Origin of the sequence: Actinomyces bowdenii (genome assembly GCF_017592395.1) — a bacterium.
In the GTDB taxonomy this organism is placed as follows: domain Bacteria; phylum Actinomycetota; class Actinomycetes; order Actinomycetales; family Actinomycetaceae; genus Actinomyces; species Actinomyces bowdenii.
On record NZ_JAGFOU010000006.1, the window covers coordinates 67108 to 90831 of the forward strand.

Here is a 23724-nt window from a genome sequence, read left to right on the forward strand (position 1 = left end):
CGCCCGCCGGCGCTCAGCGCTTGCGGGAGGAGACCCTGGTCCCGCTCCAGTGCTCGCCCAGGGACGCCGTCGAGGTCGCGTGCATCCCCGCCGTGGCCGCGGCCTCCTCCACCTCAGCGGAGGGCACGGCACCGGTGGTGCGGGCCCTGGGCGTGAGCACCCAGATGGTGCCGGCGCCATCGAGGTTGGCCTGGGCGTCCACGAGAAGGTCGGTGAGGTCGTCCACATCCCCGTCCTCGGCGCGCCACCACACGATGGCCGAATCCGCGACGTCCTCATAGTCCTCATCGACCAGCTCGGTGCCGGTCTCGGCCTCAACAGCCTGCCGCAGGGCGGGCTCGACGTCGTCGTCGTACCCGAACTCCTGGATGATGAGGCCCGAGGAGAAGCCGAAGGCCCCACCCGCTGTGCTCGCCACTTGTCCACACCGTCCTTCCGGGCCCTGGCCCGTCTGCCCGTCGTCAGGGCGCCCGCGGTCGGGCCCCGTGGCACTAGCCCACCGCACCAGCCGTCCGCGCGCAAGTGAGAACGCTCGCCCCGACGCCGGATCGGGCCGCTTCCTCATCCCGGGCCGATCACCCGGCGACACATCAGTGATCCACCACACACGTGACATGGGACCTTTTTCCTTCACCGGTGCATCCCTGAGACCACTGAGAACGTAGATTAGGATCGTCAATCACTGCGGCCTGACTCACCGGGCCCGCCACCGACGACGGGTCGGGGCGGGCCATGGCGAGCCGGTCCCCACCGCACGGACGCGAGGAAGAAGGAACCCGTGAGCCCCACCAGTGACTCCACTCCGCTCATCGACGGCCTCCTGACCAAGGTCACGGACAACGATCCCGAGGAGACCAGGGAGTGGCGCGAGTCCCTCAACGCCCTCATCGAGGAGAAGGGCGGCCCGCGGGCCCGCTTCATCCTGCTGTCGATGCTCGCCGAGGCCCGCCAGAAGAACGTCTCGGTGCCGGCCCAGCTGACCAGCCCCTACATCAACACCATCGACGTCGCCGATGAGCCCTACTTCCCCGGAGACGAGGACGCCGAGCGCACCTACCGCCGCTGGCTGCGGTGGAACGCCGCCGTCATGGTCACCCGCGCCCAGCGCCCCGGCGTCGGCGTGGGCGGGCACATCTCCTCCTACGCCTCCACCGCCACCCTCTACGAGGTGGGCTTCAACCACTTCTTCCGCGGCAAGGACCACCCCGGCGGCGGGGACCACCTGTTCTTCCAGGGCCACGCCTCCCCCGGCAACTACGCCCGGGCCTTCATCGAGGGCCGCCTGAGCGAGGCCGACCTCGACGGCTTCCGCCAGGAGGTCTCCCACCCCGCCCGCGGCGAGGGCCGGGGCCTGCCCTCCTACCCCCACCCGCGCCGCATGGAGGACTTCTGGGAGTTCCCCACCGTGTCCATGGGCCTGGGCCCCGCCGAGGCCATCTACCAGGCCTGGTTCGACAAGTACCTCACCGGCTCCGGCATCAAGGACACCTCCCAGCAGCACACCTGGGCCTTCCTGGGCGACGGGGAGATGGACGAGCCCGAGTCCCGCGGCATGCTCCAGCTCGCCGCGGGCCAGCAGCTGGACAACCTCACCTTCGTGGTCAACTGCAACCTCCAGCGCCTCGACGGCCCCGTGCGCGGCAACGGCAAGATCATCCAGGAGCTCGAGGCCTTCTTCAAGGGCGCCGGATGGAACGTCATCAAAGTGATCTGGGGCCGCGGCTGGGACCAGCTCCTGGCGGCGGACAAGGACCACGCCCTGGAGCACCTGATGATGGAGACCCTCGACGGGGACTACCAGACCTTCAAGGCCAACGACGGCGCCTATGTGCGCAAGCACTTCTTCGGCCGCGACCCGCGCACCGCCGCCCTGGTCAAGGACTGGAGCGATGACCAGATCTGGGCCCTGCAGCGCGGCGGCAACGACTACCGCAAGATGTACGCCGCCTACAAGGCCGCCATGGAGCACAAGGGCCAGCCCACGGTCATCCTGGCCCACACCGTCAAGGGCTACCTGCTGGGCGAGCACTTCGCCGGGCGCAACGCCACCCACCAGATGAAGAAGCTGGGCCTGGAGGACCTCAAGGCCCTGCGCGACCGCCTCCACATCCCGATCACCGACGCCCAGCTCGAGGCCGACCCCAAGCGCCCGCCGTACTACCGCCCCGCCGACGACGACCCGGCCCTGCTCTACATGCTGGAGCGGCGCCGCCAGCTCGGCGGCTTCCTGCCCGAGCGGCGCGACAGCGGCAAGCAGCTCGAGCTGCCCGGGGACAAGGCCTACGACATCCTCAAGTCCGGCTCGGGCAAGCAGGAGGTCGCCTCCACCATGGCCTTCGTGCGCCTGCTCAAGGAGCTGCTCAAGGACAAGGGCATCGGACGGCGCATCGTGCCCATCGTCCCCGACGAGTCGCGCACCTTCGGCCTGGAGTCCCTCTTCCCCACCAAGAAGATCTTCAACACCCAGGGGCAGAACTACACCCCGGTGGATGCCGACATGATGCTGTCCTACCGCGAGTCCGACTCCGGCCAGCTCATGCACACCGGCATCAACGAGGCCGGATCGGCGGCCCTGTTCCAGGTGGCCGGCACCAGTTACGCCACCCATGGCGAGCCCATGATCCCGGTTTACATCTTCTACTCGATGTTCGGCTTCCAGCGCACCGGCGACCAGTTCTGGGCCGCCGGGGACCAGCTGGCGCGCGGCTTCATCATCGGGGCCACTGCGGGGCGCACCACCCTGACCGGCGAGGGCACCCAGCACATGGACGGCCACTCCCCGATCATCTCGGCGACCAATGACGCCGTCATCACCTACGACCCCGGCTACGCCTACGAGATGCGGCACATCGTGCGCGACGCCCTGGAGCGCTGGTACGGCCCCGACTCGGGCCGCAACCGCGACGTCATGTACTACCTGACGGTCTACAACGAGCCGATCCACCAGCCGGCCGAGCCCGAGGGCGTCGACGTCGAGGGCATCATCCGCGGCCTGCACCAGCTGCAGGGCGCGCCCGAGGGCGATGGCCCCGAGGTCCAGCTGCTGGCCTCGGGCGTGGGCCTGCCGTGGATCCAGGAGGCACGTGACCTGCTCCAGCAGGACTGGGGCGTGCGCGCCTCGACCTGGTCGGTCACCAGCTGGAACGAGCTGCGGCGCGAGGCACTGGAGGCCGAGAGGCACAACCTCCTCCACCCCCAGGACGAGCCGCGCGTGCCCTACCTGACCGCCAAGCTGTCCCAGGCCCAGGGGCCCTTCATCGCCACCAGCGACTACGACCACCTGGTGCCCGACCAGATCCGCGCCTGGGTGCCCGGCGACTACCACACCCTGGGCGCCGACGGCTTCGGGTTCTCCGACACCCGCGCCGCCGCGCGCCGCCACTACCTCATCGACGCCCAGAGCGTGGTGGTCAAGGCCCTCCAGGCCCTCGCCGAGCAGGGCGCCATGGACCGCTCGGTCCTCGCCGAGGCCGTGGCCCGTTACGACCTGTCCAACGTCAACGCGGGCACCTCCGGCGGCCAGGGCGGGGAGGCCTGAGGGATGATCCGTCCTGTTCCCGGCCCGGCGCTCTGGCGCCGGGCCGTGGTGAGCGGCGCGTGCCTCATGAGCCTGGCCGCCTGCGGCCTCCTGCCGCAGGCGGGGGGCTCGGCGCCCGCCGCCCAGGCCCCTGAGGCACCGGCCGACCAGGCGGCGCAGGAGGCCGCGGAGCCGGACGGCTCGGTGGAGCAGGAGGGCTCCACCGGGCTCGACCCCCTGGAGTACGGCAACTGCACCTCCCTGGACATCGCCGATGCCGAGGGCCAGACCCCCGACCCGGAGGACCTGGACATCAGCAACGACCGCGCCAGCGCCCAGGCCGAGGTCGATCACACCGTGGCCGGCGCCGAGACCCTCACCATCCCGGTCGAGGCCGAGGAGTACGCCAGCGTGGTGTCGATCGGGCCCGGGACCCGAGACGCGGTCATCGAGGCCTCCCACCTCACCTACATCATCGACAGCGAGCTGGAGACCCTGACCATCCGGGGCAGCGGCAACATCGTGTGGGTGAACTCGGTGCGCAATGTCGTCTTCGAGAAGGGAACCGTCGTCAAGCACGGCCTCGTCGAGCTCGACTCGGGCTACTACAACCAGGTGTTCTGGCGGGACTCGGTGCCGCTGTCCGAGCAGGACGGCACCGACTCCAACGTGGTGGCCAGGGACTCGCTGGCCCACCTCGTCGCCTCCTGCTCCCCCGCGTCCTAGGGCCCGCGCCGTGCCCGTCGGCGCGCACCGCCGCGCCCCAGTGCCCGCCCCAGCGGCCGGGCACTGGTGGCCTGACGGTGCGGGGCCCCTAGAAGCTGTGGGAGCCCGCGGCGTCGGGAGCCGTGGGGATCGTGGGCGGGGTTGAGGGGTCGGTCCCGGTGTAGGTGGTCATGTCGCGGTAGTGGGGCCGCAGCAGGTTCTCCGGGCTCAGCAGCTCATCGAGGACCCTCTCCTCCAGCAGGCCCATCTCCAGGACGACCTCGCGCACGCTGCGCCCCGACCTCGCGCACTCGCGCCCGACCCGATCCCCATTGTGGTGGCCGATGACCGGGTTGAGATAGGTGACGATCCCGATGGACTCCAGCACGTTGCGGCGGCACACCTCCTCATTGGCCTCGATGCCGCTGATGCACAGCTCGCGCAACGAGGACATCGCGCGGGTGAGCAGATTGAGGGACTCGAAACTGGCCTGGGCGATGACCGGCTCCATGACGTTGAGCTGGAGCTGGCCGGCCTCAGCGGCGAAGGTCAGCGCCACATCATTGCCGAACACCTTGAAGCACACCTGGTTGACCACCTCGGGGATCACCGGGTTGACCTTCGCCGGCATGATCGAGGACCCGGCCTGCCGCTCCGGCAGCCGGATCTCCCCCAGGCCGGCGCGCGGCCCGGAGGACAGCAGGCGCAGATCGTTGCAGATCTTGGAGAGCTTGACCGCCAGGCGCTTGATCGCGGCATGCATGGAGACGTAGGCCCCGGTGTCACTGGTGGCCTCCAGCAGATCCTTGGCGCCGCGGATGTTGAGGCCGGTGATGGCCCTGAGATGGCGGACCACCGTGTCCTGGTAGGCGGGCGGGGTGTTCAGGCCGGTGCCGATCGCGGTCGCCCCGAGGTTGACCTCCAGCAGCAGCGCCGAGTTGTTGCGCAGGCGGGGCACCTCCTCCTCCAGGAGCACCGCGAAGGCCTCGAACTCCTGGCCCAGGCTCATGGGGACCGCGTCCTGGAGCTGGGTGCGCCCCATCTTCAGCACAGTGTCGAATTGCCGGCCCTTGGCGCGCATCGCCCCGATGAGACGGTCGAGCTCCTCGATGAGCCGCTCGACCAGGGCATACAGCCCCAGGCGAAACCCTGTCGGGTAGGCGTCATTAGTCGACTGCGACTTATTGACGTGATCATTGGGGTTGATGACGTCATATCGACCCTTGGGGTAGCCCAGGTGCTCCAGCGCCAGGTTGGCCACCACCTCATTGGTGTTCATGTTGACGCTTGTACCAGCACCGCCCTGGAACTGGTCGACCGGGAACTGGTCGAGGCACCGGCTCGACGTGAGGATCTGTCGGCACGCCCAGATGATCGCCTGCGCAATACCATCATCGAGGGTGCCCAGTTCCGCATTCGCCTGCGCCGACGCCTGCTTGACCTGCACCATCCCGTGCACGAAGGCCGTCTCATCGCCGACGCAGGAGCCCGAGAGGCGGAAGTTCTCCATGGCCCGCAGGGTGTGGATTCCCCAGTAGGCCTCACGCGGCACCTCCCGCGTCCCCAGCAGATCCTCCTCGGTTCGGGTGGCCTGTGACATCACTGCTCCTCCGGTAGTCCGCGCGAGCCTATAGTTGACAGGTACACAATAGGCCATGACAGGCCCGATCGCCCATTCATCCGGTATGAACCCACAATAAGGTCACAACTTAGTCACATGTAGCGCCGCGCCCGCCGGGCCGATCCCACGCCAGTTCCCCAGATTCAGCGGCAAACCCGTGTCGGATCACACGCCATGCCCAACGAGACGCTCCTGTGATTGAGGTTTTCCAGTATGTACCATCCCAGTCATGGACGAGTTGAGCACTCCGGGAGTGACTGCGCTGCGAGACGCGCAGGACACGATTATTGAGCACTCACTGGACCGCATCAGTTCGGCCCACGATTTCTACCGCACGCTGCCCGAGGGCGATCGGGAGCAAATTGCAGCGGTGGCACGCCTGGGCGTGACCATGTTCGTGGACTCCGCGGAGAACCCCGGGCAGTCCCTGTCCCCCTCCCAGATCTTCTCCGTGGCCCCGGCGGCCCTCACCGGCGTCATCACCCTGGAGCAGACACTGGCCCTGGTGCGCACCGTCCTGGATGTCGTGGTCGACGAGGCCCCCAAGGCGGTGCCCGACGAGGACCACGACGCCGTGCGCATCCTCGTGCTCACCTTCGGCCGGGACGTGGGCTTCGCGGCCGCCGAGGTCTACGCGCGCGCCGCCGAGGCCCGCGGCGCCTGGGACGCCCGCCTGGAGTCGGTGGCCGTGGACGCCATGCTCCACGACAGCCCCGAGGACGCCACCACCAGGGCCGGCTCCGCGGGATGGCGCGGGATCGGGCCCGTCGTCGGCATCGCGGCCAGGGCCTCCCTCGATGCCCTGGGCGTCTCCCGCCTGCGCCACGAGTGCCGCACCCTGGCCACCGACTGCCTGGTCTCCGTGCGCGGGGACTCCGTGCTCATCGTGCTGGGAGGCTCCCCCGAGTCCGACCACAGCACCGCCGCCTCGAAGTCCGAGCCCGCCGAGCGCGCCGTGGACAACGCGGCCATGCAGATCGCCGGGGGCCTGGGCGGCTCGGCCGTCGTCGGCCCCGTGGTCTCCGGCGTCTCCCAAGCAGGCCGGTCCCTGCGCTCGGCCCTGGCCGGCCTGCGGGCCATCCCCGGCTGGCAGGAGGCCCCCAACCCGGTCCACGCCGACGACCTCCTGCCCGAGCGCCTCCTGGCCGGCGACGAGCTCGCCGGCGAGCAGATCCTGTCCCTGGTGCACGCCCCCCTCCACGCCATGGGCGATCCCTTCGAGAGCACGGTGGCCACCTACCTCGCCCTGGGCGGAAGCCTGGAGGCCACCGCCCGCAGCCTCTTCGTCCACGCCAACACCGTGCGCTACCGCCTGGGGCGGGTCAGCGAGCAGGTCGGCTGGGATGCCACCAACGCCCGCGACGGCCTCATGCTCCACATGGCGATCATCGCCGGGCGCCTGGCCGCCGGGCGCGAGGAGTAGGACGCGGAGCAGGAGGAGTAGCCTTCCGGGAGTGCGCGCGGCGCCCCACGCTCCAGCGCCGCCCAGCCGCCCCCGCCACAGCGATAAGGAGATCGCCATGACCCAGAGCACCGAGGTCCTTGAGACCATCACCCGGATCGTCGCCGAGGAGGCGGGGGTGGAGGCCTCCTCCATCACCCGGGACAGCCGCTTCGCCCAGGACCTGGACATCGACTCCCTGGGTCTGCTGACCATCGCCACGCAGGTCGAGGAGCGCTTCTCCGTCACCCTGGACGACTCCCTCATCCCCACTCTGCCCACCGTGGGCTCCCTGGTGGACCTGGTCACCGCGCAGCAGGCCTGACCATGGCCGCCCCCGCACGGGGCGAGGGCCGCGCCGCACCGGGACCCGACTGCCGCCGGGTCGTCGTCACCGGCATGGGGACCGTCAACCCTCTGGGCGCGGACCTGCCCACCACCTGGCAGGGCCTGCGGCAGGGGCGCTGCGCGGTGACCGCGCTGGCCCCGGATCTGGTGGCCGGGCACAGCCTCCCCGTCTCCATCGCCGCGCCCCTGGCCCTCGACCCCGACGAGCTGCTGGCCCCCAGGCTCATGCGGCGCCTGGACCGGGCCTCCCAGTGCGCGCTCCTGGCCGCCAGGCAGGCCTGGGCGCAAGCCGGCGAGCCCGAGGTCGACGGCGACGCGCTGGCCGTGTCCCTCTCCCCCGGCATGGGCCCGGTGCTGTCGGTCATGGAGGCCTGGGACACCCTGCGCGACCGGGGCCCGAGGCGAGTCCTGCCCACCTCCATCCCGGCGCTCATGCCCAATGCCCCGGCGGCGGCCGTCGGCATCGAGCTGGGGGCGCGCGCAGGCATCCACGCCCCCGTCTCCGCCTGCGCCTCGGGTGCCGAGGCCATTGCCTATGGCGCGGACCTCATCGCCCTGGGCCGGGCCGAGGTGGTGGTGGCCGGAGGCACCGATGCGGCCCTCCACCCCATGACGATCGCCGCCTTCGCGGCGATGCGCGCCCTGTCCACCCGCGGCGAGGAGCCCGCCACCGCCTCCCGCCCCTTCGCCCCCGACCGCGACGGCTTCGTCCTGGGCGAGGGTGCCGGCGTCGTCGTCCTGGAGTCCGCCGAGCACGCCCGGGCCCGGGGAGCCCAGGCGCTGGCGGTCCTCGCCGGTGCCGCGGTGACGGCCGACGCCTACGACGTGGCCCGCCCCGAGCCCAGCGGCGCGCAGCAGGCCAGGGCCCTGCGCCTGGCCCTGGATCGCGCCGGCCTGGAGGCCGGCAAGGTGGGGCACGTCAATGCCCACGCCACCTCCACCCCGGCCGGTGATGCCGTCGAGGCCGCCATGCTCGCCGCCACCGTCCCCCAGGCCGCCGTGAGCGCCACCAAGTCGGCCACCGGCCACCTCCTGGGCGGCGCGGGCGGGCTGGAGGCGATCCTGGCCATCCAGGCGCTCCGGGACCAGTGGGCCCCGCCGACGCTCCTGCCCGCCGGGGTGGACCCCGGCATCGCCGCCCTGGGGCTCGACGTCGTCGGCCCCCAGGGCCGGGAGCTGGCGGGCCTGGAGGTGGCGGTGAGCACCTCCTTCGGCTTCGGCGGGCACAATGCCGCCCTCGTCCTCACCCGCCCGTAGATGAGCCCGCCGCCCTCGGCGACGGGAGGCACTGGGAGCCCGCAGCGCCGGAGCCGGTAGCCTGCCACCATGCCGATCCTCCGCCGCCGCGCCGCCGCCCGGCCCCCTGCCGACCTGCTCGCGCTCGTCGAGGAGCGCGTCCTGGGCGCCGTCCCACTCGCCCAGGACGACTCCTCCTGGGCCGTGGCCACCGCCCACCACCTGGTGGTCCTCAGCCGCGGCGCCGGCGCCGGGCGCGAGGACGATGCCCCCGGCCCCGGAGCCATCGGCCCCGGGCCCTACGCCGAGCGCCACGGCTGGGATGAGGTGGAGCACGGCTCCTGGGACGCCGGGGAGCGCGCCTTCACCCTGCGGTGGACGCGGATGGAGCGCCCCGATCTGGTGCTCCGCGTGCCCGCGGGGGTGCGGCGGGAGACCGGCTACGTGGACTGCGATGTCGAGCCCTTCGCCAGGGCCCTGCGCCAGCGGGTGGAGGCCGCCATCATCCACAGCGCCACCACCACCCTGCCCAGCGGCGCACCCGCCTCGGCCAGCATCCGGCGCGACGCCCGGGGGCGCCTGTACTCCATCACCCGACCCGCGCACTGCCCCGATGAGGCCGACGCCGCCGCGCTGCGGGAGCTGGAGAAACGGGCCGCCGACGGTGTGGGCCTGCCCACAGCCTGACCTTCGCGCGTCATTTCAAGGTTCTCCTGGGACGCGACGATTCGACGATCACACGGAATCGTTGCTACAGTTCAACCCGCACAACGCGCATTCCTGCGTAGCTCAATGGCAGAGCATCCGACTGTTAATCGGACGGTTGCTGGTTCGAGTCCAGCCGCAGGAGCCCCTCGGAAGCCCCGGCCCCCACGGCCGGGGCTCCGTCGTTCCCCGGACCGGTCGGGCTGCCACCAGTCACGAGTCAGGGAATGCCACGTGTGCGGGTTAGCGACATGGGCCCTGACACGGCTGTAGTGCCGACAGTCCAGGAGGCCTCGGACCTATCCGGGACGGCCTCAACCACCCGCCATAGCGCGGTGGAGGCCGGCCCTTGTCATGCTCTCTCAGGCGCGGACAGCGCGGCCCAGTGATACCGCAACCACCCTCTTGAACTCCCTGTCGAAGTCCGACTGCGTCCGGTAGGCCAGGACCTGTCCGACCTCTCGGAGATCCGCCAGGACGGTGCTGTCCCAATCCTCGGTGCTCTCCACGACCGCGTACCTGCGCTCCTGGTCGATCTGCGCCCGGCTGAACATCGTGAAGCAGCGCTCGAAGGCCCGCTCGCGCGCAGTGTCGTCACGACCGCCCACTGCCTGCAGAACGGCCAGCGTGCTCCCGTTGCGCTCGATGGAGGCGGTGACCCGCTTGGAGCGGCCCGACTGCAGGGTCAGGCTCCGCCCCCTGGTCAACCCGCGATCGACTAGTTCTGCGCTGTTGAGAAGGAACCCGATGCGCTTGCCGATCTTGGTCGCGAAGCGCTCTCCACCTTCGCGCTCGCGGATGAAGGCCAGGCCCTCGGCGCGCACGGCGGCCAGCGCGACGAGGTTGAGGGCGTCACCCAGACTGGTGTCGGTGGCCCATGCGGTGATCTCGCCATCCTCAGGCCCCTGATCCCCAGGGATGAAGTCCCCTGCGGGCCGTGCGAGCTTCCGCCAGGCCTCGGCGAACGTCGGGCTCTCGATGGCGGCGCCCTGGGTGTGGAGGTTGGACATGGTCGAACCGTCGTCGGTGATCATCCAGCCCCCGGCGGCACGGCGCACAGACAGGACCACTCCATCGCCGTCGCTGTAGTAGGCGGGCATCCACACGATGAACCCGTCGGGGGTCTGAAGGGCTTCGACCCCATCGTTGATGGCTGAGAGGTACTTGCTGGTCAGTGTCTTGACATCCATAGGGATCACCTCATCTCCTCCTTGGGTGGGTCGACCCATGTCAGTCCGCTGGCGTCCACGTGGCACAGATCGGCGAACGCTAGGAACATCTTGCACCGCTCATCGTTGGTCACGCTAGAGGAGATCCGGCACTCCGGGAACCCCTCCGCCGCCACGCACCGCTCTGACCCGTCAGCAGGCTGGTAGGTGTGCATATGGGTGCACCTGCCCAGGCCGTGTCCGTTGCCGTGGACGCAGACCCGCCGAATGGGGACCGCGGATCCCAGGTAGATCAGGCGGACCGCCCAGGGGCGCGGTGTGTTGTACTGCATCTGCAGGTAGGCCCCTTCCACCTCGATCGTGCCGGTGATGACCTCGACGTGGTTGCGCACGTCCTTGGGCTTGCTGGAGGTCCAGGTCATCATTCCCTCAGTACGGGCGGCGGAGCCGTCCCCCAGCAGGTGGGCCATGACCCCAGGCGGGATGACTCCAGCCGCATGCCTCGCACGTTCTCGTCGCACCACGTCTGCCTCCCACATCTCCCGCAGGTAAGAAGTTGGGTCCGTCACCGTAGAACGATCATAGGGCCGCAGGAGCCCCTCGGAAGCCCCGGTCCCCACGGCCGGGGCTCTGTCGTTCCCCGGGGCCCTCCGAGCCTCGTCGTGCGCCGGCCCGGCACCGGGGCCGGGCCGAGGCCGCATCCCCCAGCATCACCCCGCACCAGTCCCGCGCCGTGGTCGGGCCCCGCCCTCAGCCATGGGAGGATGGGCCCATGGCTTACCGCGACATCCGCATTATCGGCGACCCGGTGCTGCGCACCGAGTGCGACTGGATCACTGATATCGACGACTCCGTGAAGTCCCTGGTCGAGGACCTCCTGGAGACGGTGGACGAGGACGGCCGCGCCGGCCTGGCCGCCAACCAGATCGGGGTCAGCCTGCGCGCCTTCTCCTGGAACATCGACGGCGAGATCGGCTACATCCTCAACCCCAGGCTCGTGGAGGCCTCCACCGAGGAGTACCAGGACGGCGACGAGGGCTGCCTGTCCGTGCCGGGGCTGTGGTTCCCCACCCAGCGCGCCTGGTACGCCCGGGCCGAGGGCATCGACCTGGACGGCCGCAAGGTCGTCGTCGAGGGCGAGGAGCTCATGGGCCGCTGCATCCAGCACGAGCTCGACCACCTCGACGGCCACCTCTACCTCGACCGCCTGGACCGCAAGAACCGCGCCCAGGCCATGAAGGAGCTGCGCGCCCAGGGCCTGTAGCGGCAGGGCCCCACCGCCACGGGGCCCGACTCCTCAGCCGACCCGGTGGAGCCAGCGCACGGGGGCGCCCGCGCCCGCGTAGCGGAAGGGCTCGAGCTCGTCGTCCCAGGCCTGGCCCACGGCCAGGTCCAGCTCGCGGCGCATCCGATCGGGGTCGGCCGAGTGCATGAGCGCGGCTCGGATGCGGTCCTCGGGCACGACGACATTGCCGTGGACGTCGGTCTGGGCGTGGAAGATCCCCAGGTCGGGGGTGTGGGACCAGCGCCCGCCGTCGGTGCCGGCGCTGGCCTCCTCCGTGACCTCGTAGCGCAGGTTGGCCCAACCTCGCAGTGCGGAGGTCAGGGTGGCCCCCGTTCCGGCGGGGCCCACCCAGCTGGTCTCGGCGCGCATCATGCCGGGCGCGGCGGGCTGGTCGATCCAGTCCAGGTGGACGCGCGAGCCCAGCACCTCGGCGGCCGCCCACTCGACGTGGGGGCACAGCGCCCGGGGTGCAGAGTGCACGAAGATGACACCGCGGGTGTAGGCACCGATCATGACTATCGCCTCCTGATGTGGTTCGAGATTCGCCTTCCCCAACGGTCTCGATCCTCAGGATGCCTCTCATGACGCACGCGGCGTGCACGCACATTGTGCCCCACAGCCCATCGGCGGTCCAGCCCCATGGCGCCCCGCGCCGTCTCGATCGCGTCTCGGCGCCGGGGGCACGGCGGCCTCGGGCTCAACTCGCGCCAGGCGCCCCCGGGCAGCTACAGGCCCTGCTTGATGCGCATGCGGCGCTGCTCCAGCGAGGTGATCTCGGCGAGCAGCTCGCGGTCGTCCCCGTCCTGTCCCGAGACGCGGCGGTGGCGCGAGCGCAGCTCGGCCAGGCGCCGGTTGATGCCCATGACCGCCAGGGAGCTGAGCACGCCGGTGGCGTAGCGCTCCAGCGCCCCGGCATCGAGCTCTGCCCCGCGCCCGCGGATGGTGGGCAGTGGAAGCGGGGCGACGGCCAGCTCGGTGATGGCGGCGTCGATGATCCCCACGGCCCCGGCGCGCACCTCCTCGATCCACCGCTGAGTGGCGCGGCGCTCCGCCTCGGTCTCGGCCAGTCCCTCCGCCAGGGCCGCCCGGATCATGTCCTGGGCCCGCCCCGCCCCGCCCGCGGCCTCGATGGCCTCGTAGACGGCCCGGTGGGTGGACTGGCTGAAGGATCCCGCCCCGATCTCATCGGCACCCACCGCCGCCGCGGAGGCGGGGATCTGGATGATGACCGCCAGTGCCTCGCGCTCCAGGCGCTCGACCGGGTCGCTCACCGGCGCCAGCCCGCGGGACCGGGGCGGGCCCTGGGCGCCGTCGGGGCCCTCGATGGGCCACTGGCCCTCGGGCGCCGGGTGCGCTCCGCGCCGCTCGGCGGCCCTGACGGCCCCGACCACCTCGCCGTCGGGCAGTCCCAGCCAGCCCGAGAGGCGGCGGGTGTACTCGCGCTTGAGGGCCCGGTCCCGGATGCCGGCCACCACGGGCGCGGCCGCGCGCAGTCCCTGGATGCGACCCTCGGGGGTGTCGAGGTTGAGGCTGGCCAGGGAGGAGCGGATGACGAACTCGAACAGGGGCACGCGCCGCTCCAGCAGGCGGGGGATGCCCTGGTCGCCCTCCCTCATGCGCAGGTCGCAGGGGTCCATGCCCCCCGGGTCGACCGCCACGAAGGTCTGGGTGGCGAAGCGCTGGTCCTCGCCGTAGGCCCGCAGCGCCGCCTTCTGACCTGCCGCATCGCCGTCGAAGGTGAAGATGACCTCCCCGCCGCGCGCCTCGCGGCCCTGCCCGGTGATGACGCCCGCGGCCGGGTCGGCCACGTCGCCCAGCAGGCGCCGCACCACGCGCACGTGGTCGGCCCCGAAGGCGGTGCCGCAGGTGGCCACGGCCGTGGTCACCCCCGACAGGTGCGCGGCCATGACGTCGGTGTAGCCCTCGACGACGACCACGCGGTGGCCCCGGGCGATGTCCTTCCTGGCCAGGTCCAGGCCGTAGAGCACCTGGCTCTTGTGGAACACGGCGGTCTCGGGGGTGTTGAGGTACTTGGGGCCCTTGTCGTCCTCGGACAGGCGCCGCGCCCCGAAGCCCACGGTGGCGCCGGTGATGTCGCGGATGGGCCAGATGAGGCGGTCGCGGAAGCGGTCGTAGACGCGGCTGCCGTCCTGGCCGCCGCGGCTGCACAGCCCGGAGTCGACCAGCTCGGCCTCGGTGTAGCCGGCGCTTCGCAGGTGGCGGGCGAGGTTGTCCCATCCCGCCGGGGCGTAGCCGACGCCGAAGTGGAGGGCGGCGCGGCGGTCGAAGCCGCGGGAGGTCAGGAAGTCCCGGGCGGCCTGGGCGCCGGGGGTGGCCAGCTGCTCGGCGAACCAGGCCTCGGCCAGGCGGTTGGCGTCCATGAGGCGCTGGCGGGTACCGGGCTCCACCCCGCGGCGCACCTGCCCGCCCTCCTCGTAGCGCAGCTGGACCCCGGTGCGGTCGGCGAGGTACTCCACGGCCTCGGTGAAGCCCAGGTGGCTGATCCGCTGGATGAAGGTGATGACATCCCCGCCCTCGCCGCATCCGAAGCAGTGCCAGTAGCCCAGCTGGGGGCGCACGTGAAAGGAGGGGGTGCGCTCGTCGTGGAAGGGGCACAGCCCCTTCATGGATCCCACGCCCGCGCTCTTGAGGGTCACGTGCTCGCTGACGACATCCTCGATGCGGGCGCGCTCGCGCACGGCCTCGATGTCCTCGCGCTTGATCAGTCCCGGCACGGGCCCATGGTAGGCGAGGCCGGCACCGGAGCGCCCACCCCTCCCAACTTTCGACAATTTGCATGAGATCGGCGTTTTCCAGGCCTGGAGAAGTACGATCTCATGCAAATTGTCGAAAGGAGGGGGTTAGACCTGGGAGAACAGGCCGCAGAGGCTGGCGTGCCAGGCGCGGGCGGAGGTGTCGGTCAGCGAGGCGATCTGGTCCACCACCACGCGCAGCCGCTCGTCCTGGCTCTCGGCGCGCTGCCAGTCCTGGGCGAAGGCCGGGTCCAGGTGGGCTCCCCGGCCCTCCATGAGGGCGTCGGCCAGGTCGAAGATGACCGTGCGCTGGCGCAGGTAGACCGGCTCGTGCTCGCGCGGCGCCATGACGTAGCGCACCGCCGCGCCCTTGAGGACCAGGATCTCGGCCGCCGTGGCCTCGGGGATGACCAGGTCCGCCCCGTAGCGGGTCAGCCGCCCCTGCCCGTAGACCTCGCGGGTGGCCTGGGCCACTGAGGACACGAAGCGGCCGATGAGCTCGCTGGTGAGGTTCTTCAGGTCCGCGGCGTCGGCCCGCGAGCCGGTGTACGAGCGGATCCAGAAGGGCACGGCGGCCAGGCGATCCCAGGCGGCCCCCAGTGCATCGGCGCTCATGGCGCCCCCGTACCACTGCAGGGTCTCCTCCACCAGGCGGTCGACCTCGGCCTGGTCGCCCAGGCGAGCAGGGTCCATGCGGCCCAGGGCGATGGCGTCCTCGACGTCGTGGACGGAGTAGCCCACGTCGTCGGCCAGATCCATGATCTGGGCCTCCAGGCACCGCCGGCCCTCGGGGGCGCCCCGGCGCATCCAAGTGAAGACCTCGGCGTCCTCGGGGTAGGCGCAGTACTTGCGCCGGCTCTTGGACCGCCACTGCCCCGGCCCGCCGCCCTTGGCCCAGGGGTACTTGGCCACCGCATCGAGGCCGGCCCGGGTGAGGTTGAGGCCCACCGACCGGCCCGCGGCGTCCAGGGTCTTGGGCTCCAGGCGGGTCAGCAGCCGGAAGGTCTGGGCATTGCCCTCGAAGCCGCCGATCCCCTCGGCGACGACGTCCAGGGCCTTCTCGCCGTTGTGCCCGTACGGCGGGTGGCCCAGGTCGTGGCTCAGGCAGGCCGCATCGACGACGTCGGGGTCGCATCCCAGCGCCTGGCCCAGGGCCCGCCCCACCTGGGCGACCTCCAGGGAGTGGGTGAGGCGGGTGCGCACGAAGTCATCGGCCGAGGGCCCCAGCACCTGGGTCTTGGCCCCCAGCCGGCGCAGTGCCGAGGAGTGCAGGACCCGGGCCCGGTCGCGCTCGAAGGGGGTTCGCCGGGGGTCCTTGCCCGGCTCGGGCAGGAACCTCTCGATGTCGTGGGCGCTGTAGCCGCCGACCGGATCGGGGGCCGGCGGCCCGGGCCGGGGAGCGGGAGGAGGCACGGGAGGGTGCGCGGACATGGCCACAAGGTATCGCAGGGTCGGGTTACGATGTCCGAATCTGTAGGGACGCCCGCCTGGCATGAGGGAGACGCCTTCTGTGACCACGACCACCACGCTTGTCCACCGGTCGTATGACGGACCGGAGGAGTGGTGGCGCCACGCACTGGTCTACGAGTTCCTCGCACCCGATCTGGGCGCCGCCGAGCTGCGGCGCAGCGACTCCGTCCTGGACCACGTCGTCTCCCTCGGCTTCGAGGCGGTCCTGCTGCGCCCGAGCCTGATCGATGCGGCCACGCAGATGGGCGTCGTGGAGGACTTCATCGCCCGGGCCCACGAGCGGGGGCTGCGCGCCATCATCCGGGTCTCGGGCGCCCTGGGACCGATCACGGGGCCCCATGCCGGTGAGTGCACCGCCTTCCTCACCGGGCGCGAGCAGCCCGGCGAGGACATCCTGCACCGGGCTGAGGGCTATCTGCGCGCCGGCGCCGACGGCATCGACCTGGGAACCATCCTCCCGCCCTCGGTGACCAGGCAGACGGACCTGGGATCCCTGAGCAGGTATGTGGCGATCCTGCACGGCCTGGTGGCGGAGCACACCGAGGACGGCGTGGTGGGGGCCGACGTCACCGCCGATCACCCCGACTCCCTGCACCACCACCTCCAGGACGACTGGGTCCACCACCTGCGCGATGACCGCCTGGCACTGGCCCGCTGGGAACCCGGGTCGTTGACCGCCCGCCTGACCCAGTCCTTCGACGAGCGCTGCCGCTTCGGGGCGCCGCCGAGCTGGCGCTTCATGCCACCCCACGCGCTCCTGGAGGAGCTGCACCCCGGGGACGGCATGAGGTGGTACTCCACCGACCCCGCTGAGCGCCTGCGGCGTGCAACAGCCTTGCAAGCGATGATGCTGGCCCTGCCCGGCTCGGTCTACCTGCGCCAGGGGGACGAGCTCGCCATGGCCGACGCCGATAGGCCCGGCGACCCGCTGGCGCTGGCCGGCCTGGTGGCCTCCCTGGCCCAGGAGCAGCAGTCCAGTATCGGCTCGCCGGTGGACACGGTCCGCCACGCCACCCATGTGCGCCAGGAGCGCGGCCTGGCCTGCGCCCCGATGGCCTTCGTCACGGGCCTGGAGTGGAGCACCCCTGAGGCCCTGACCTTCCTGTCACGCGATGTGCTGGTGGTGGTCAATATGTCTGATGCCCCGCTCATCCTGCCCGCGGATGCGCGGGTGCTGCTGTCCTCCCAGCCGCTGGGGCGGGACGAGGGGCGGGTCATGGTCCCGCCGACGACGACGGCCTGGCTGGAGGCGACCACCGTGGCCTGACCCGGCGGCTGAAACCGGCCTGCAAACTTCGTGCAGTCCTTGCAAAGTTTGCACAACGGGGCTACATTCGGATCATCCTCAGGGGCGACCCGCCCCAACCTGATTCGAAGGAGAATCCTCGTGGCACTCAACCGCCGGTCATTCCTGACCATGACCGCCATCGCCACCACTCTGAGCGCCGTGGCGGCCTGCTCCGGCTCCCAGGGATCGGACCAGTCCAGCGGCTCCGGCAGCGCCGCAGGCGCCTCGGAGGGCGCCTCCGACGGCGCCATGGTGCGCGACGCCAACGCGGACCTGGTCATCTGGGCCGATGAGAAGAAGGCCGGCTCCCTCAAGGAGATCGCCGAGAAGTGGGGCAAGGAGCAGGGCATCACCGTCGCCGTCCAGGTCGTGGCCAAGGACACCCAGGACAGCTTCGTCACCGCGAACCAGGCCGGCAACGGCCCCGACATCGTCCTGGGCGCCCACGACTGGATCGGCAACCTGGTCCAGAACTCCTCCATCGCCCCGGTCACCCTGTCCAAGGAGGCCCAGGCCAACTTCGACGAGGTCGCCCTCAAGGCCGTGACCTATGAGGGCCAGACCTACGGGGTCCCCTATGCCGTGGAGACCCTGGCCCTGTACGTCAACAAGGGCCTGACCCAGGTCGCCGAGCCCGCCTCCATCGAGGAGCTCGTCGAGGCCGGCAAGGCAGCCGGCACCGACGTCGTGCTGTCCCTGCCCGTGGGCGAGGAGGGCGACGCCTACCACATGCAGCCCATCTTCACCGCCGGCGGCGGCTACCTCTTCGGCAAGGACTCCGAGGGCGCCTACAAGGCCGACGAGCTGGGAGTGGCCTCCGAGGGCTCCATCAAGGCCGCCGAGATGATCCAGCAGCTCGGGAGCGAGAAGGTCCTGCGAAAGTCGATCACCAATGACAACGCCATCGCCACCTTCACCGAGGGCAAGGCCCCCTACCTCATCTCCGGGCCCTGGGCCCTGGCCGACGTCAAGAAGGCCGGCATCGACTACGCCGTGGCCAAGATCCCCGGCTTCAAGGACATCGAGGGCAGCCAGGCCCGCCCCTTCGTGGGCGTCAACTGCTTCTACGTGGCCTCCAAGGGCCAGAACAAGGCCTTCGCCGAGAGCTTCGTGGCCGACGCCGCCAAGGACTCCACCTTCGCCGAGTCCATGTTCCCCTCCAACGAGCTCCCGCCGGCCCAGAAGGACCTGGCCGAGAAGCTGGCCTCCTCCAGCCCCGAGATGGTCACCTTCGCCAAGCTCGCCGCCGAGACCGACCCCATGCCCGCCATCCCCGCCATGGGCGCGGTGTGGAAGCCCCTGGGCCAGGCCCAGGCCAACGTCATCGACGGTGCCGACCCGACCTCGACGATGACCAGCGCCGCCGACGAGATCAAGAAGAGCATCAACGGCTGATCCAGCGCCTGCTGGGGGCCGGGTGACCGCCCGGTCCTCAGCGGGGCAGCGCCCCCGGGCCGGGGCGGCGCCATCCCGGCGATCGCCCCGCGGGGGCCTCCCCTCCCCGTTCCCCTCACCGCCCCCTCGTCGGCGCGCCCGTGCGCTGGGACCGACGGCGGCGCGCCCGGTTCCGTCCCTCCCCATCCGCCTGAGCTCCTACCGGAAAGGCCCCCGACAATGACGTCCGATCCCACCGCGCCCGTGCGGGAGAAGACCACCACCCTCCCCGGCATCCTGGGGCGGGTCGCCGTGCTCTCCGTGACCCTTGCCACGGCGATCTACCTGCTGCCCCTGCTCATCCACTTCCAGATGTGGATGTGGCTGGCGATCGTGGCCCTGGCCACCGCCGCCATGTTCGTGCTCTACTCCACCAAGAGGTTCGTCCCCGGCAAGTACCTCTTCCCCGGGTCCTTCTTCCTGGCCGTCTTCCTCATCGTCCCGATCATCCTGACCATCCAGACCTCCTTCACCAACTTCGGCGACGGCTTCCGCGGCACCAAGGAGGAGGCCATCACCTCCATCACCAACAACTCGGTGGTGCAGACCGACAACTCCCCCCTGTACAACCTCTCGGTGGGCACCACCGGAGATGCCGCTGAGGGCCCGTTCTCCCTGTTCCTGGTCGACCCCGAGACCCAGGAGGTGCTCTTCGGGGCCGACGGCGAGCACGTCCAGAAGGCCAAGGACTCCGAGGTCACCGTCAGCGACGGCTTCGTCACCGCCGCTGAGGGCTACACGATCCTGACCCCCAAGGAGATCAACAACGCCTATGAGGACATCTCCGCCCTGACGCTCTCGGTCTCCGAGACCAGCGCCATCAAGGTCCAGGGCGTGCGCGCCGCCTTCGAGGGAACCAAGCAGATGGTCTACGACGAGGCCGCCGACACCATCACCAACACCGCCACCGGCGAGGTCTACTCGGTGCAGAAGGTGGGCAGCTCCGACCGCTTCGTCAATGAGGCGGGCCAGAGCCTGCCCCAGTCCTGGAAGCAGAACGTGGGCCTGACCAACTACGAGCGGCTCTTCACCAGCAGCGCCATCAGCGCCGAGTTCTTCAAGGCCTTCGTGTGGACAGTCACCTTCGCCTTCTTCTCGGTCTTCCTGACCTTCATCGTCGGCTTCTTCCTGGCCCTGGTCCTCAACGACGACCGCATCAAGGGCCGGCGCCTCTACCGCTCCTTCCTGCTGCTGCCCTACGCGGTTCCCGGCTTCATCTCCCTGCTCATCTGGTCCAACTTCTACAACCAGGACTTCGGCCTCATCAACGAGAGCCTGAACCTGTCCATCCCGTGGCTCTCGGATCCCACCTGGGCCAAGATCGCGATCCTGCTGACCAACACCTGGATGGGCTTCCCCTACATGTTCATCGTGTGCACCGGGGCCCTGCAGTCCATCCCCGCCGATGTCAAGGAGGCCGCCAAGATGGACGGGGCCACCGGCATCCAGACCACCCTGCGCATCACCGCCCCGCTGCTGCTCGTGGCCGTCGCGCCCCTGCTGGTCAGCTCCTTCGCCTTCAACTTCAACAACTTCAACGCCATCGAGCTGCTCACCCAGGGAGGCCCCTTCGCCTCCGGGGAGTACACCCGCGGCGGCACGGACATCCTCATCTCCATGGTCTACCGCATCGCCTTCGGCGGCTCGGGCGCGGACTACGGCTTCGCCTCAGCGGTCTCCGTGGTCCTGTTCACCATCACCGGAGTGCTGGCCGCCGTCCAGTTCCGCGCCACCAAGGCCCTCGAAGACATCAACTGACCAGGCAGGATCCCCATCATCATGGCTACTGACACCGCACCTGCTCCCACGAGCGCCGTCACTGAGAACCGCATGTCCTTCGGGCGCTGGTTCCGCGAGATCGGCTGGCGCCACGTCGTGGGCATCATCGCCCTGGCCTTCGCCGCCTTCCCCGTGCTCTACGTCGTCTCCGCCTCGCTCAACCCCCTGGGCACGGTGGCCTCGACCCAGCTCATCCCCACCCGCTTCAGCCTGGTCCACTACCAGGCCCTGCTCTCGGGTGCCCATGGCCCCTTCCTGCAGTGGTACCTCAACACCATCATCATCTGCTCGGTGGTGGCCGCCACCCAGATCTTCTTCTCCCTGCTGGGCGCCTACGCCTTCTCCCGCTTCCGCTTCAAGGGCCGGCGCGGGGGCCTGCTGGCCCTGCTGCTCATCATGATGTTCCCCGCGATCCTGTCCGCGATCGCCATCTACAACATGATCTCCCAGATCGGTGAGGTCGTCCCCGCCCTGGGCCTGAACACCCTCACCGGCTACAGCCTGGCCCTCATGGGCGGCTGCCTGGGACAGGTCTGGCTCATCAAGGGCACCTTCGACACCATCCCGCGCGAGCTGGACGAGGCCGCCATCATCGATGGCTGCACCCACTGGCAGGTCTTCCGCATCATCCTGCTGCCCACGCTCAAGCCCATCATCGCCACCACCTTCCTGCTGGCCTTCGTGGGCATCATCAGCGAGTTCCTCCTGGGCTCCATCTTCCTGACCGACGACTCCACCAAGACCCTGGCGGTGGGCCTGTACGGGATGCTCTCGGGCAACCGCTCCAACAACCTCGGGCTCTTCGCCGCCGGCGCGGTGATGACCATGGTCCCGGTCATCGCCCTGTTCCAGTTCCTCCAGCGCTACATCGTCGGCGGCTCCACCGCCGGCGCCGTCAAGGGCTGAGGCCCCGATGGCCGGGGAGCGCGGGCAGGAGCGGGAGGCGCAGGCAGGCCGGCGACGGACGACCAGCCGCCAGGGCACCACCGCGCCCCCGCCCTGCCCGGCCACCGGCGCCGCAGCCCAGCTGGGGATCGGGATCGGATCCGAGCCGCACCACGACACCGGCCCGGCCTACCTGCTCGGGGAGCGGGCCGGGGGCGCCACGCTCACCGCCCGCCTGTGGGTGCCCACCACCGCCGACCACCGGGTGATCCTGCGCCAGGTGGTCGACGGCGAGCCGGTCAACACCGAGATGGAGCCGGCGGGGCGCAGCCGCGCCGGCACCTGGTGGCAGGGGCCGGTGCGGCTGGTCAACCCCGTCAACCGCTACCGCTTCCTCATCCTGGAGCCCGACTCGCCCACCCCCTACCGGTGGCTCCATGCCGCCGGCGTCAGCGACCACGACGTCCCCGACGCCACCGACTTCCAGGTGCTCCCACACGACGACGGCCCCGCATGGGTGCCCGACGCCGTGGCCTACCAGATCTTCCCCGACCGCTTCGCCCCCTCGGCCCGCGGCGCCCGGCGCCGGGCGCCGCAGTGGGCCCAGCCCCACGGGTGGCTCGATGAGCCGCCAGCGGAGGGCGATGCCACGGCGCAGGCGTGGTACGGCGGGGACCTGGACGGCATCGCCGAGCACCTGGACTGGCTGGAGTCCCTGGGGATCGACACCGTCTACCTCACTCCCGTCTTCCCCGCGGGCTCGGTGCACCGCTACGACTCGACCACCTTCGACGAGATCGATCCGCTCCTGGGCGGCGCCCCCGCCCTGGAGCGCCTGAGCCGGGCCCTCCACGCCCGGGGCATGCGCCTGATCCTGGACCTGACCACGAATCACACCGGGGAGGGGCACGAGTGGTTCCGATCGGCCCAGGCCAGCGCCACGAGTACTGAGGCGGGCTTCTACTCCTTCAGCCGGCATCCCGACCAGTACGCCTCCTGGTTGGACGTCCCCTCCCTGCCCAAGCTCGACCACCGCAGCCAGGAGCTGCGCCGGCGTCTGCTGCTGGGTCGCGACTCGGCGGTAGGACGGTGGCTGGCCCCGCCGGTGAGCGCCGACGGGTGGAGGGTGGATGTGGCCAATATGACCGGGCGCCTGGGCATGGTGGACCTGGCCCACCAGGTGGCCGGGGACATGCGCGCCACCATGGGCCAGGCCGAGGCCGACGACGGCCGCCAGCGCTGGCTGGTGGCCGAGCACGGGCACGATGCCTCGGCCGACCTCCAGGGGCCCGGATGGCACGGGACGATGAACTACCTGGGCTTCACCAAGCCCCTGTGGGCCTGGTTGTCCGACCCCGACCCGGCCGACGGCCTGACCTGGCTGGGGCTGCCCATGCCACTGCCCCATCTGGGCGGCCGGGCGGTGGTGGCGGGCATGCGCCAGTACCTGGCGCAGATGCCCACCAGCTCCCTGGAGCGCTCCATGAACATGCTGTGCTCCCACGACACTCCCCGGGTGCGCACGGTGGTCGGCTCGCGCCCGGCCCACCTGGTGGCGGCTACCGCCCTGTTCACCATGGCGGGGGTGCCCACGATCTTCTCCGGCGACGAGCTCGGCGCCCGCGGCCGCACCGGGGAGCACTCGCGCACCACCATCCCCTGGGCCCGGGACGAGCGCGGGGCCCTGCGGGCCGATGAGGTGGAGGAGACGGGGTCCTGGGGGCCGGTGGACCGGGTAGTGCTCGATCGCTACCGCCGGCTCAGCCGTCTGCGCCGCGACCTGGTGGCGCTGCGCCGCGGCGGCACGCGCTTCCTCGACGCCGGCCCGGACATGATTGTATGGTTGCGCACACACCCGCAGGGCGACGTCCTGGTGGCGCTCGCCCGCTCCGCATGCGATGAGCTGGTCGTCCCCCTGGAGCGGCTGCCCGCCCAGGGCCCGGACCGCACCTGGGCCTTCGACGCCGTCGAGATCGGGCTCACCGCTGGCGGGTCAAGCGCCCAGTTGAGCATCCGCGCTCACGGGCCCGGCTCCGCCGTCGCCGCCCTGCTGCCATGGGAGTAGGAGGGCGCCTCAGGCGGCGGCTG

19 protein-coding genes and 1 tRNA gene are annotated in these 23724 nt (G+C 70.8%); 13 read left to right on the forward strand and 7 right to left on the reverse strand.

Going from position 1 to position 23724, the window contains the following annotated elements:
- Window positions 1-13 precede the first annotated feature (13 nt).
- The gene (locus J5X07_RS04080; protein ID WP_124933811.1) at window positions 14-418 is read right to left on the reverse strand and encodes a DUF3052 domain-containing protein; all 405 of its coding nucleotides are present in this window, start codon (window positions 416-418) and stop codon (window positions 14-16) included.
- A 360-nt stretch (window positions 419-778) separates the two neighbouring features.
- Between J5X07_RS04080 and aceE the strand changes: the two genes are divergently transcribed.
- Window positions 779-3538 (forward strand): pyruvate dehydrogenase (acetyl-transferring), homodimeric type, encoded by a 2760-nt coding sequence (aceE, locus tag J5X07_RS04085; RefSeq protein ID WP_208478770.1) that lies wholly within the window; start codon window positions 779-781, stop codon window positions 3536-3538.
- A 3-nt stretch (window positions 3539-3541) separates the two neighbouring features.
- The gene (locus J5X07_RS04090) at window positions 3542-4243 is read left to right on the forward strand and encodes a hypothetical protein (RefSeq protein ID WP_124933809.1); all 702 of its coding nucleotides are present in this window, start codon (window positions 3542-3544) and stop codon (window positions 4241-4243) included.
- A gap of 88 nt (window positions 4244-4331) precedes the next feature.
- On the opposite strand, the gene aspA is transcribed toward J5X07_RS04090, so the two are convergent.
- Entirely contained in the window at window positions 4332-5822 is a 1491-nt protein-coding gene (gene aspA / locus J5X07_RS04095) for an aspartate ammonia-lyase (RefSeq protein ID WP_208478771.1), read from the reverse strand.
- Window positions 5823-6072: 250 nt separating this feature from the next.
- On the opposite strand from aspA, the gene J5X07_RS04100 reads away from it, so the two are divergent.
- The 5 genes from J5X07_RS04100 (at window position 6073) to J5X07_RS04120 (ending at window position 9718) form a co-directional block, all read left to right on the forward strand.
- Window positions 6073-7266, forward strand: a complete 1194-nt coding sequence (locus tag J5X07_RS04100) for a PucR family transcriptional regulator (protein ID WP_124933807.1) — start codon at window positions 6073-6075, stop codon at window positions 7264-7266.
- A gap of 97 nt (window positions 7267-7363) precedes the next feature.
- A complete protein-coding gene (locus J5X07_RS04105) occupies window positions 7364-7609 on the forward strand; it encodes an acyl carrier protein (RefSeq protein WP_124933806.1) in 246 nt (81 codons plus the stop codon).
- A gap of 2 nt (window positions 7610-7611) precedes the next feature.
- Window positions 7612-8889: a beta-ketoacyl-[acyl-carrier-protein] synthase family protein gene (locus J5X07_RS04110; RefSeq protein WP_208478772.1), complete on the forward strand. Its 1278-nt coding sequence runs from the start codon at window positions 7612-7614 to the stop codon at window positions 8887-8889.
- 69 nt (window positions 8890-8958) lie between these two features.
- Window positions 8959-9555, forward strand: a complete 597-nt coding sequence (locus tag J5X07_RS04115) for a hypothetical protein (RefSeq protein ID WP_208478773.1) — start codon at window positions 8959-8961, stop codon at window positions 9553-9555.
- A 91-nt stretch (window positions 9556-9646) separates the two neighbouring features.
- Window positions 9647-9718, forward strand: a tRNA-Asn gene (locus tag J5X07_RS04120).
- Window positions 9719-9935: 217 nt separating this feature from the next.
- Here the strand turns inward: J5X07_RS04120 and J5X07_RS04125 are convergent.
- Both J5X07_RS04125 and J5X07_RS04130 read right to left on the reverse strand, forming a co-directional pair.
- Window positions 9936-10763 carry a DUF1828 domain-containing protein gene (locus J5X07_RS04125; RefSeq protein ID WP_185732027.1) on the reverse strand — a complete coding sequence of 276 codons (828 nt, stop codon included), beginning with the start codon at window positions 10761-10763 and terminating at the stop codon, window positions 9936-9938.
- Window positions 10764-10768: 5 nt separating this feature from the next.
- Entirely contained in the window at window positions 10769-11212 is a 444-nt protein-coding gene (locus tag J5X07_RS04130; protein WP_208478774.1) for a hypothetical protein, read from the reverse strand.
- A 302-nt stretch (window positions 11213-11514) separates the two neighbouring features.
- On the opposite strand from J5X07_RS04130, the gene def reads away from it, so the two are divergent.
- Complete coding sequence (def, locus tag J5X07_RS04135; RefSeq protein ID WP_124933801.1) at window positions 11515-12006, forward strand: peptide deformylase; 492 nt, start codon at window positions 11515-11517, stop codon at window positions 12004-12006.
- A 33-nt stretch (window positions 12007-12039) separates the two neighbouring features.
- On the opposite strand, the gene J5X07_RS04140 is transcribed toward def, so the two are convergent.
- The 3 genes from J5X07_RS04140 to J5X07_RS04150 form a co-directional block, all read right to left on the reverse strand.
- On the reverse strand, window positions 12040-12540 hold the full coding sequence (locus J5X07_RS04140) for a DUF3145 domain-containing protein (RefSeq protein ID WP_124933800.1): 501 nt from the start codon (window positions 12538-12540) through the stop codon (window positions 12040-12042).
- Between the two features lie 212 nt (window positions 12541-12752).
- Entirely contained in the window at window positions 12753-14762 is a 2010-nt protein-coding gene (dnaG, locus tag J5X07_RS04145) for a DNA primase (RefSeq protein WP_208478775.1), read from the reverse strand.
- 126 nt (window positions 14763-14888) lie between these two features.
- The gene (locus tag J5X07_RS04150; RefSeq protein WP_208478776.1) at window positions 14889-16211 is read right to left on the reverse strand and encodes a deoxyguanosinetriphosphate triphosphohydrolase; all 1323 of its coding nucleotides are present in this window, start codon (window positions 16209-16211) and stop codon (window positions 14889-14891) included.
- Window positions 16212-16290: 79 nt separating this feature from the next.
- On the opposite strand from J5X07_RS04150, the gene J5X07_RS04155 reads away from it, so the two are divergent.
- The 5 genes from J5X07_RS04155 to J5X07_RS04175 all read left to right on the forward strand — a co-directional run bounded on the left by J5X07_RS04155 (window position 16291) and on the right by J5X07_RS04175 (window position 23701).
- Window positions 16291-17517, forward strand: a complete 1227-nt coding sequence (locus tag J5X07_RS04155) for an alpha-amylase family protein (RefSeq protein WP_208478777.1) — start codon at window positions 16291-16293, stop codon at window positions 17515-17517.
- Window positions 17518-17637: 120 nt separating this feature from the next.
- Window positions 17638-18933 (forward strand): sugar ABC transporter substrate-binding protein, encoded by a 1296-nt coding sequence (locus J5X07_RS04160; protein WP_208478778.1) that lies wholly within the window; start codon window positions 17638-17640, stop codon window positions 18931-18933.
- 219 nt (window positions 18934-19152) lie between these two features.
- Window positions 19153-20730 carry an ABC transporter permease subunit gene (locus tag J5X07_RS04165; protein ID WP_208478779.1) on the forward strand — a complete coding sequence of 526 codons (1578 nt, stop codon included), beginning with the start codon at window positions 19153-19155 and terminating at the stop codon, window positions 20728-20730.
- Between the two features lie 21 nt (window positions 20731-20751).
- Window positions 20752-21657, forward strand: a complete 906-nt coding sequence (locus J5X07_RS04170; RefSeq protein WP_124933794.1) for a sugar ABC transporter permease — start codon at window positions 20752-20754, stop codon at window positions 21655-21657.
- Window positions 21658-21664: 7 nt separating this feature from the next.
- Window positions 21665-23701: an alpha-amylase family glycosyl hydrolase gene (locus tag J5X07_RS04175; RefSeq protein WP_208478780.1), complete on the forward strand. Its 2037-nt coding sequence runs from the start codon at window positions 21665-21667 to the stop codon at window positions 23699-23701.
- Window positions 23702-23724 lie beyond the last annotated feature (23 nt).

What these genes read in the sequence shown, in the direction of transcription:
- aspA (WP_208478771.1), bottom strand. Translation starts at nt 5,822, where the DNA reads ATGTCACAGGCCACCCGAACCGAGGAGGATCTGCTGGGGACGCGGGAG.
- J5X07_RS04110 (WP_208478772.1), top strand. Translation starts at nt 7,612, where the DNA reads ATGGCCGCCCCCGCACGGGGCGAGGGCCGCGCCGCACCGGGACCCGAC.
- J5X07_RS04105 (WP_124933806.1), top strand. Translation starts at nt 7,364, where the DNA reads ATGACCCAGAGCACCGAGGTCCTTGAGACCATCACCCGGATCGTCGCC.
- J5X07_RS04090 (WP_124933809.1), top strand. Translation starts at nt 3,542, where the DNA reads ATGATCCGTCCTGTTCCCGGCCCGGCGCTCTGGCGCCGGGCCGTGGTG.
- J5X07_RS04150 (WP_208478776.1), bottom strand. Translation starts at nt 16,211, where the DNA reads ATGTCCGCGCACCCTCCCGTGCCTCCTCCCGCTCCCCGGCCCGGGCCG.
- J5X07_RS04130 (WP_208478774.1), bottom strand. Translation starts at nt 11,212, where the DNA reads ATGGCCCACCTGCTGGGGGACGGCTCCGCCGCCCGTACTGAGGGAATG.
- J5X07_RS04115 (WP_208478773.1), top strand. Translation starts at nt 8,959, where the DNA reads ATGCCGATCCTCCGCCGCCGCGCCGCCGCCCGGCCCCCTGCCGACCTG.
- def (WP_124933801.1), top strand. Translation starts at nt 11,515, where the DNA reads ATGGCTTACCGCGACATCCGCATTATCGGCGACCCGGTGCTGCGCACC.
- J5X07_RS04100 (WP_124933807.1), top strand. Translation starts at nt 6,073, where the DNA reads ATGGACGAGTTGAGCACTCCGGGAGTGACTGCGCTGCGAGACGCGCAG.
- J5X07_RS04140 (WP_124933800.1), bottom strand. Translation starts at nt 12,540, where the DNA reads ATGATCGGTGCCTACACCCGCGGTGTCATCTTCGTGCACTCTGCACCC.
- J5X07_RS04170 (WP_124933794.1), top strand. Translation starts at nt 20,752, where the DNA reads ATGGCTACTGACACCGCACCTGCTCCCACGAGCGCCGTCACTGAGAAC.
- J5X07_RS04165 (WP_208478779.1), top strand. Translation starts at nt 19,153, where the DNA reads ATGACGTCCGATCCCACCGCGCCCGTGCGGGAGAAGACCACCACCCTC.
- J5X07_RS04175 (WP_208478780.1), top strand. Translation starts at nt 21,665, where the DNA reads ATGGCCGGGGAGCGCGGGCAGGAGCGGGAGGCGCAGGCAGGCCGGCGA.
- J5X07_RS04125 (WP_185732027.1), bottom strand. Translation starts at nt 10,763, where the DNA reads ATGGATGTCAAGACACTGACCAGCAAGTACCTCTCAGCCATCAACGAT.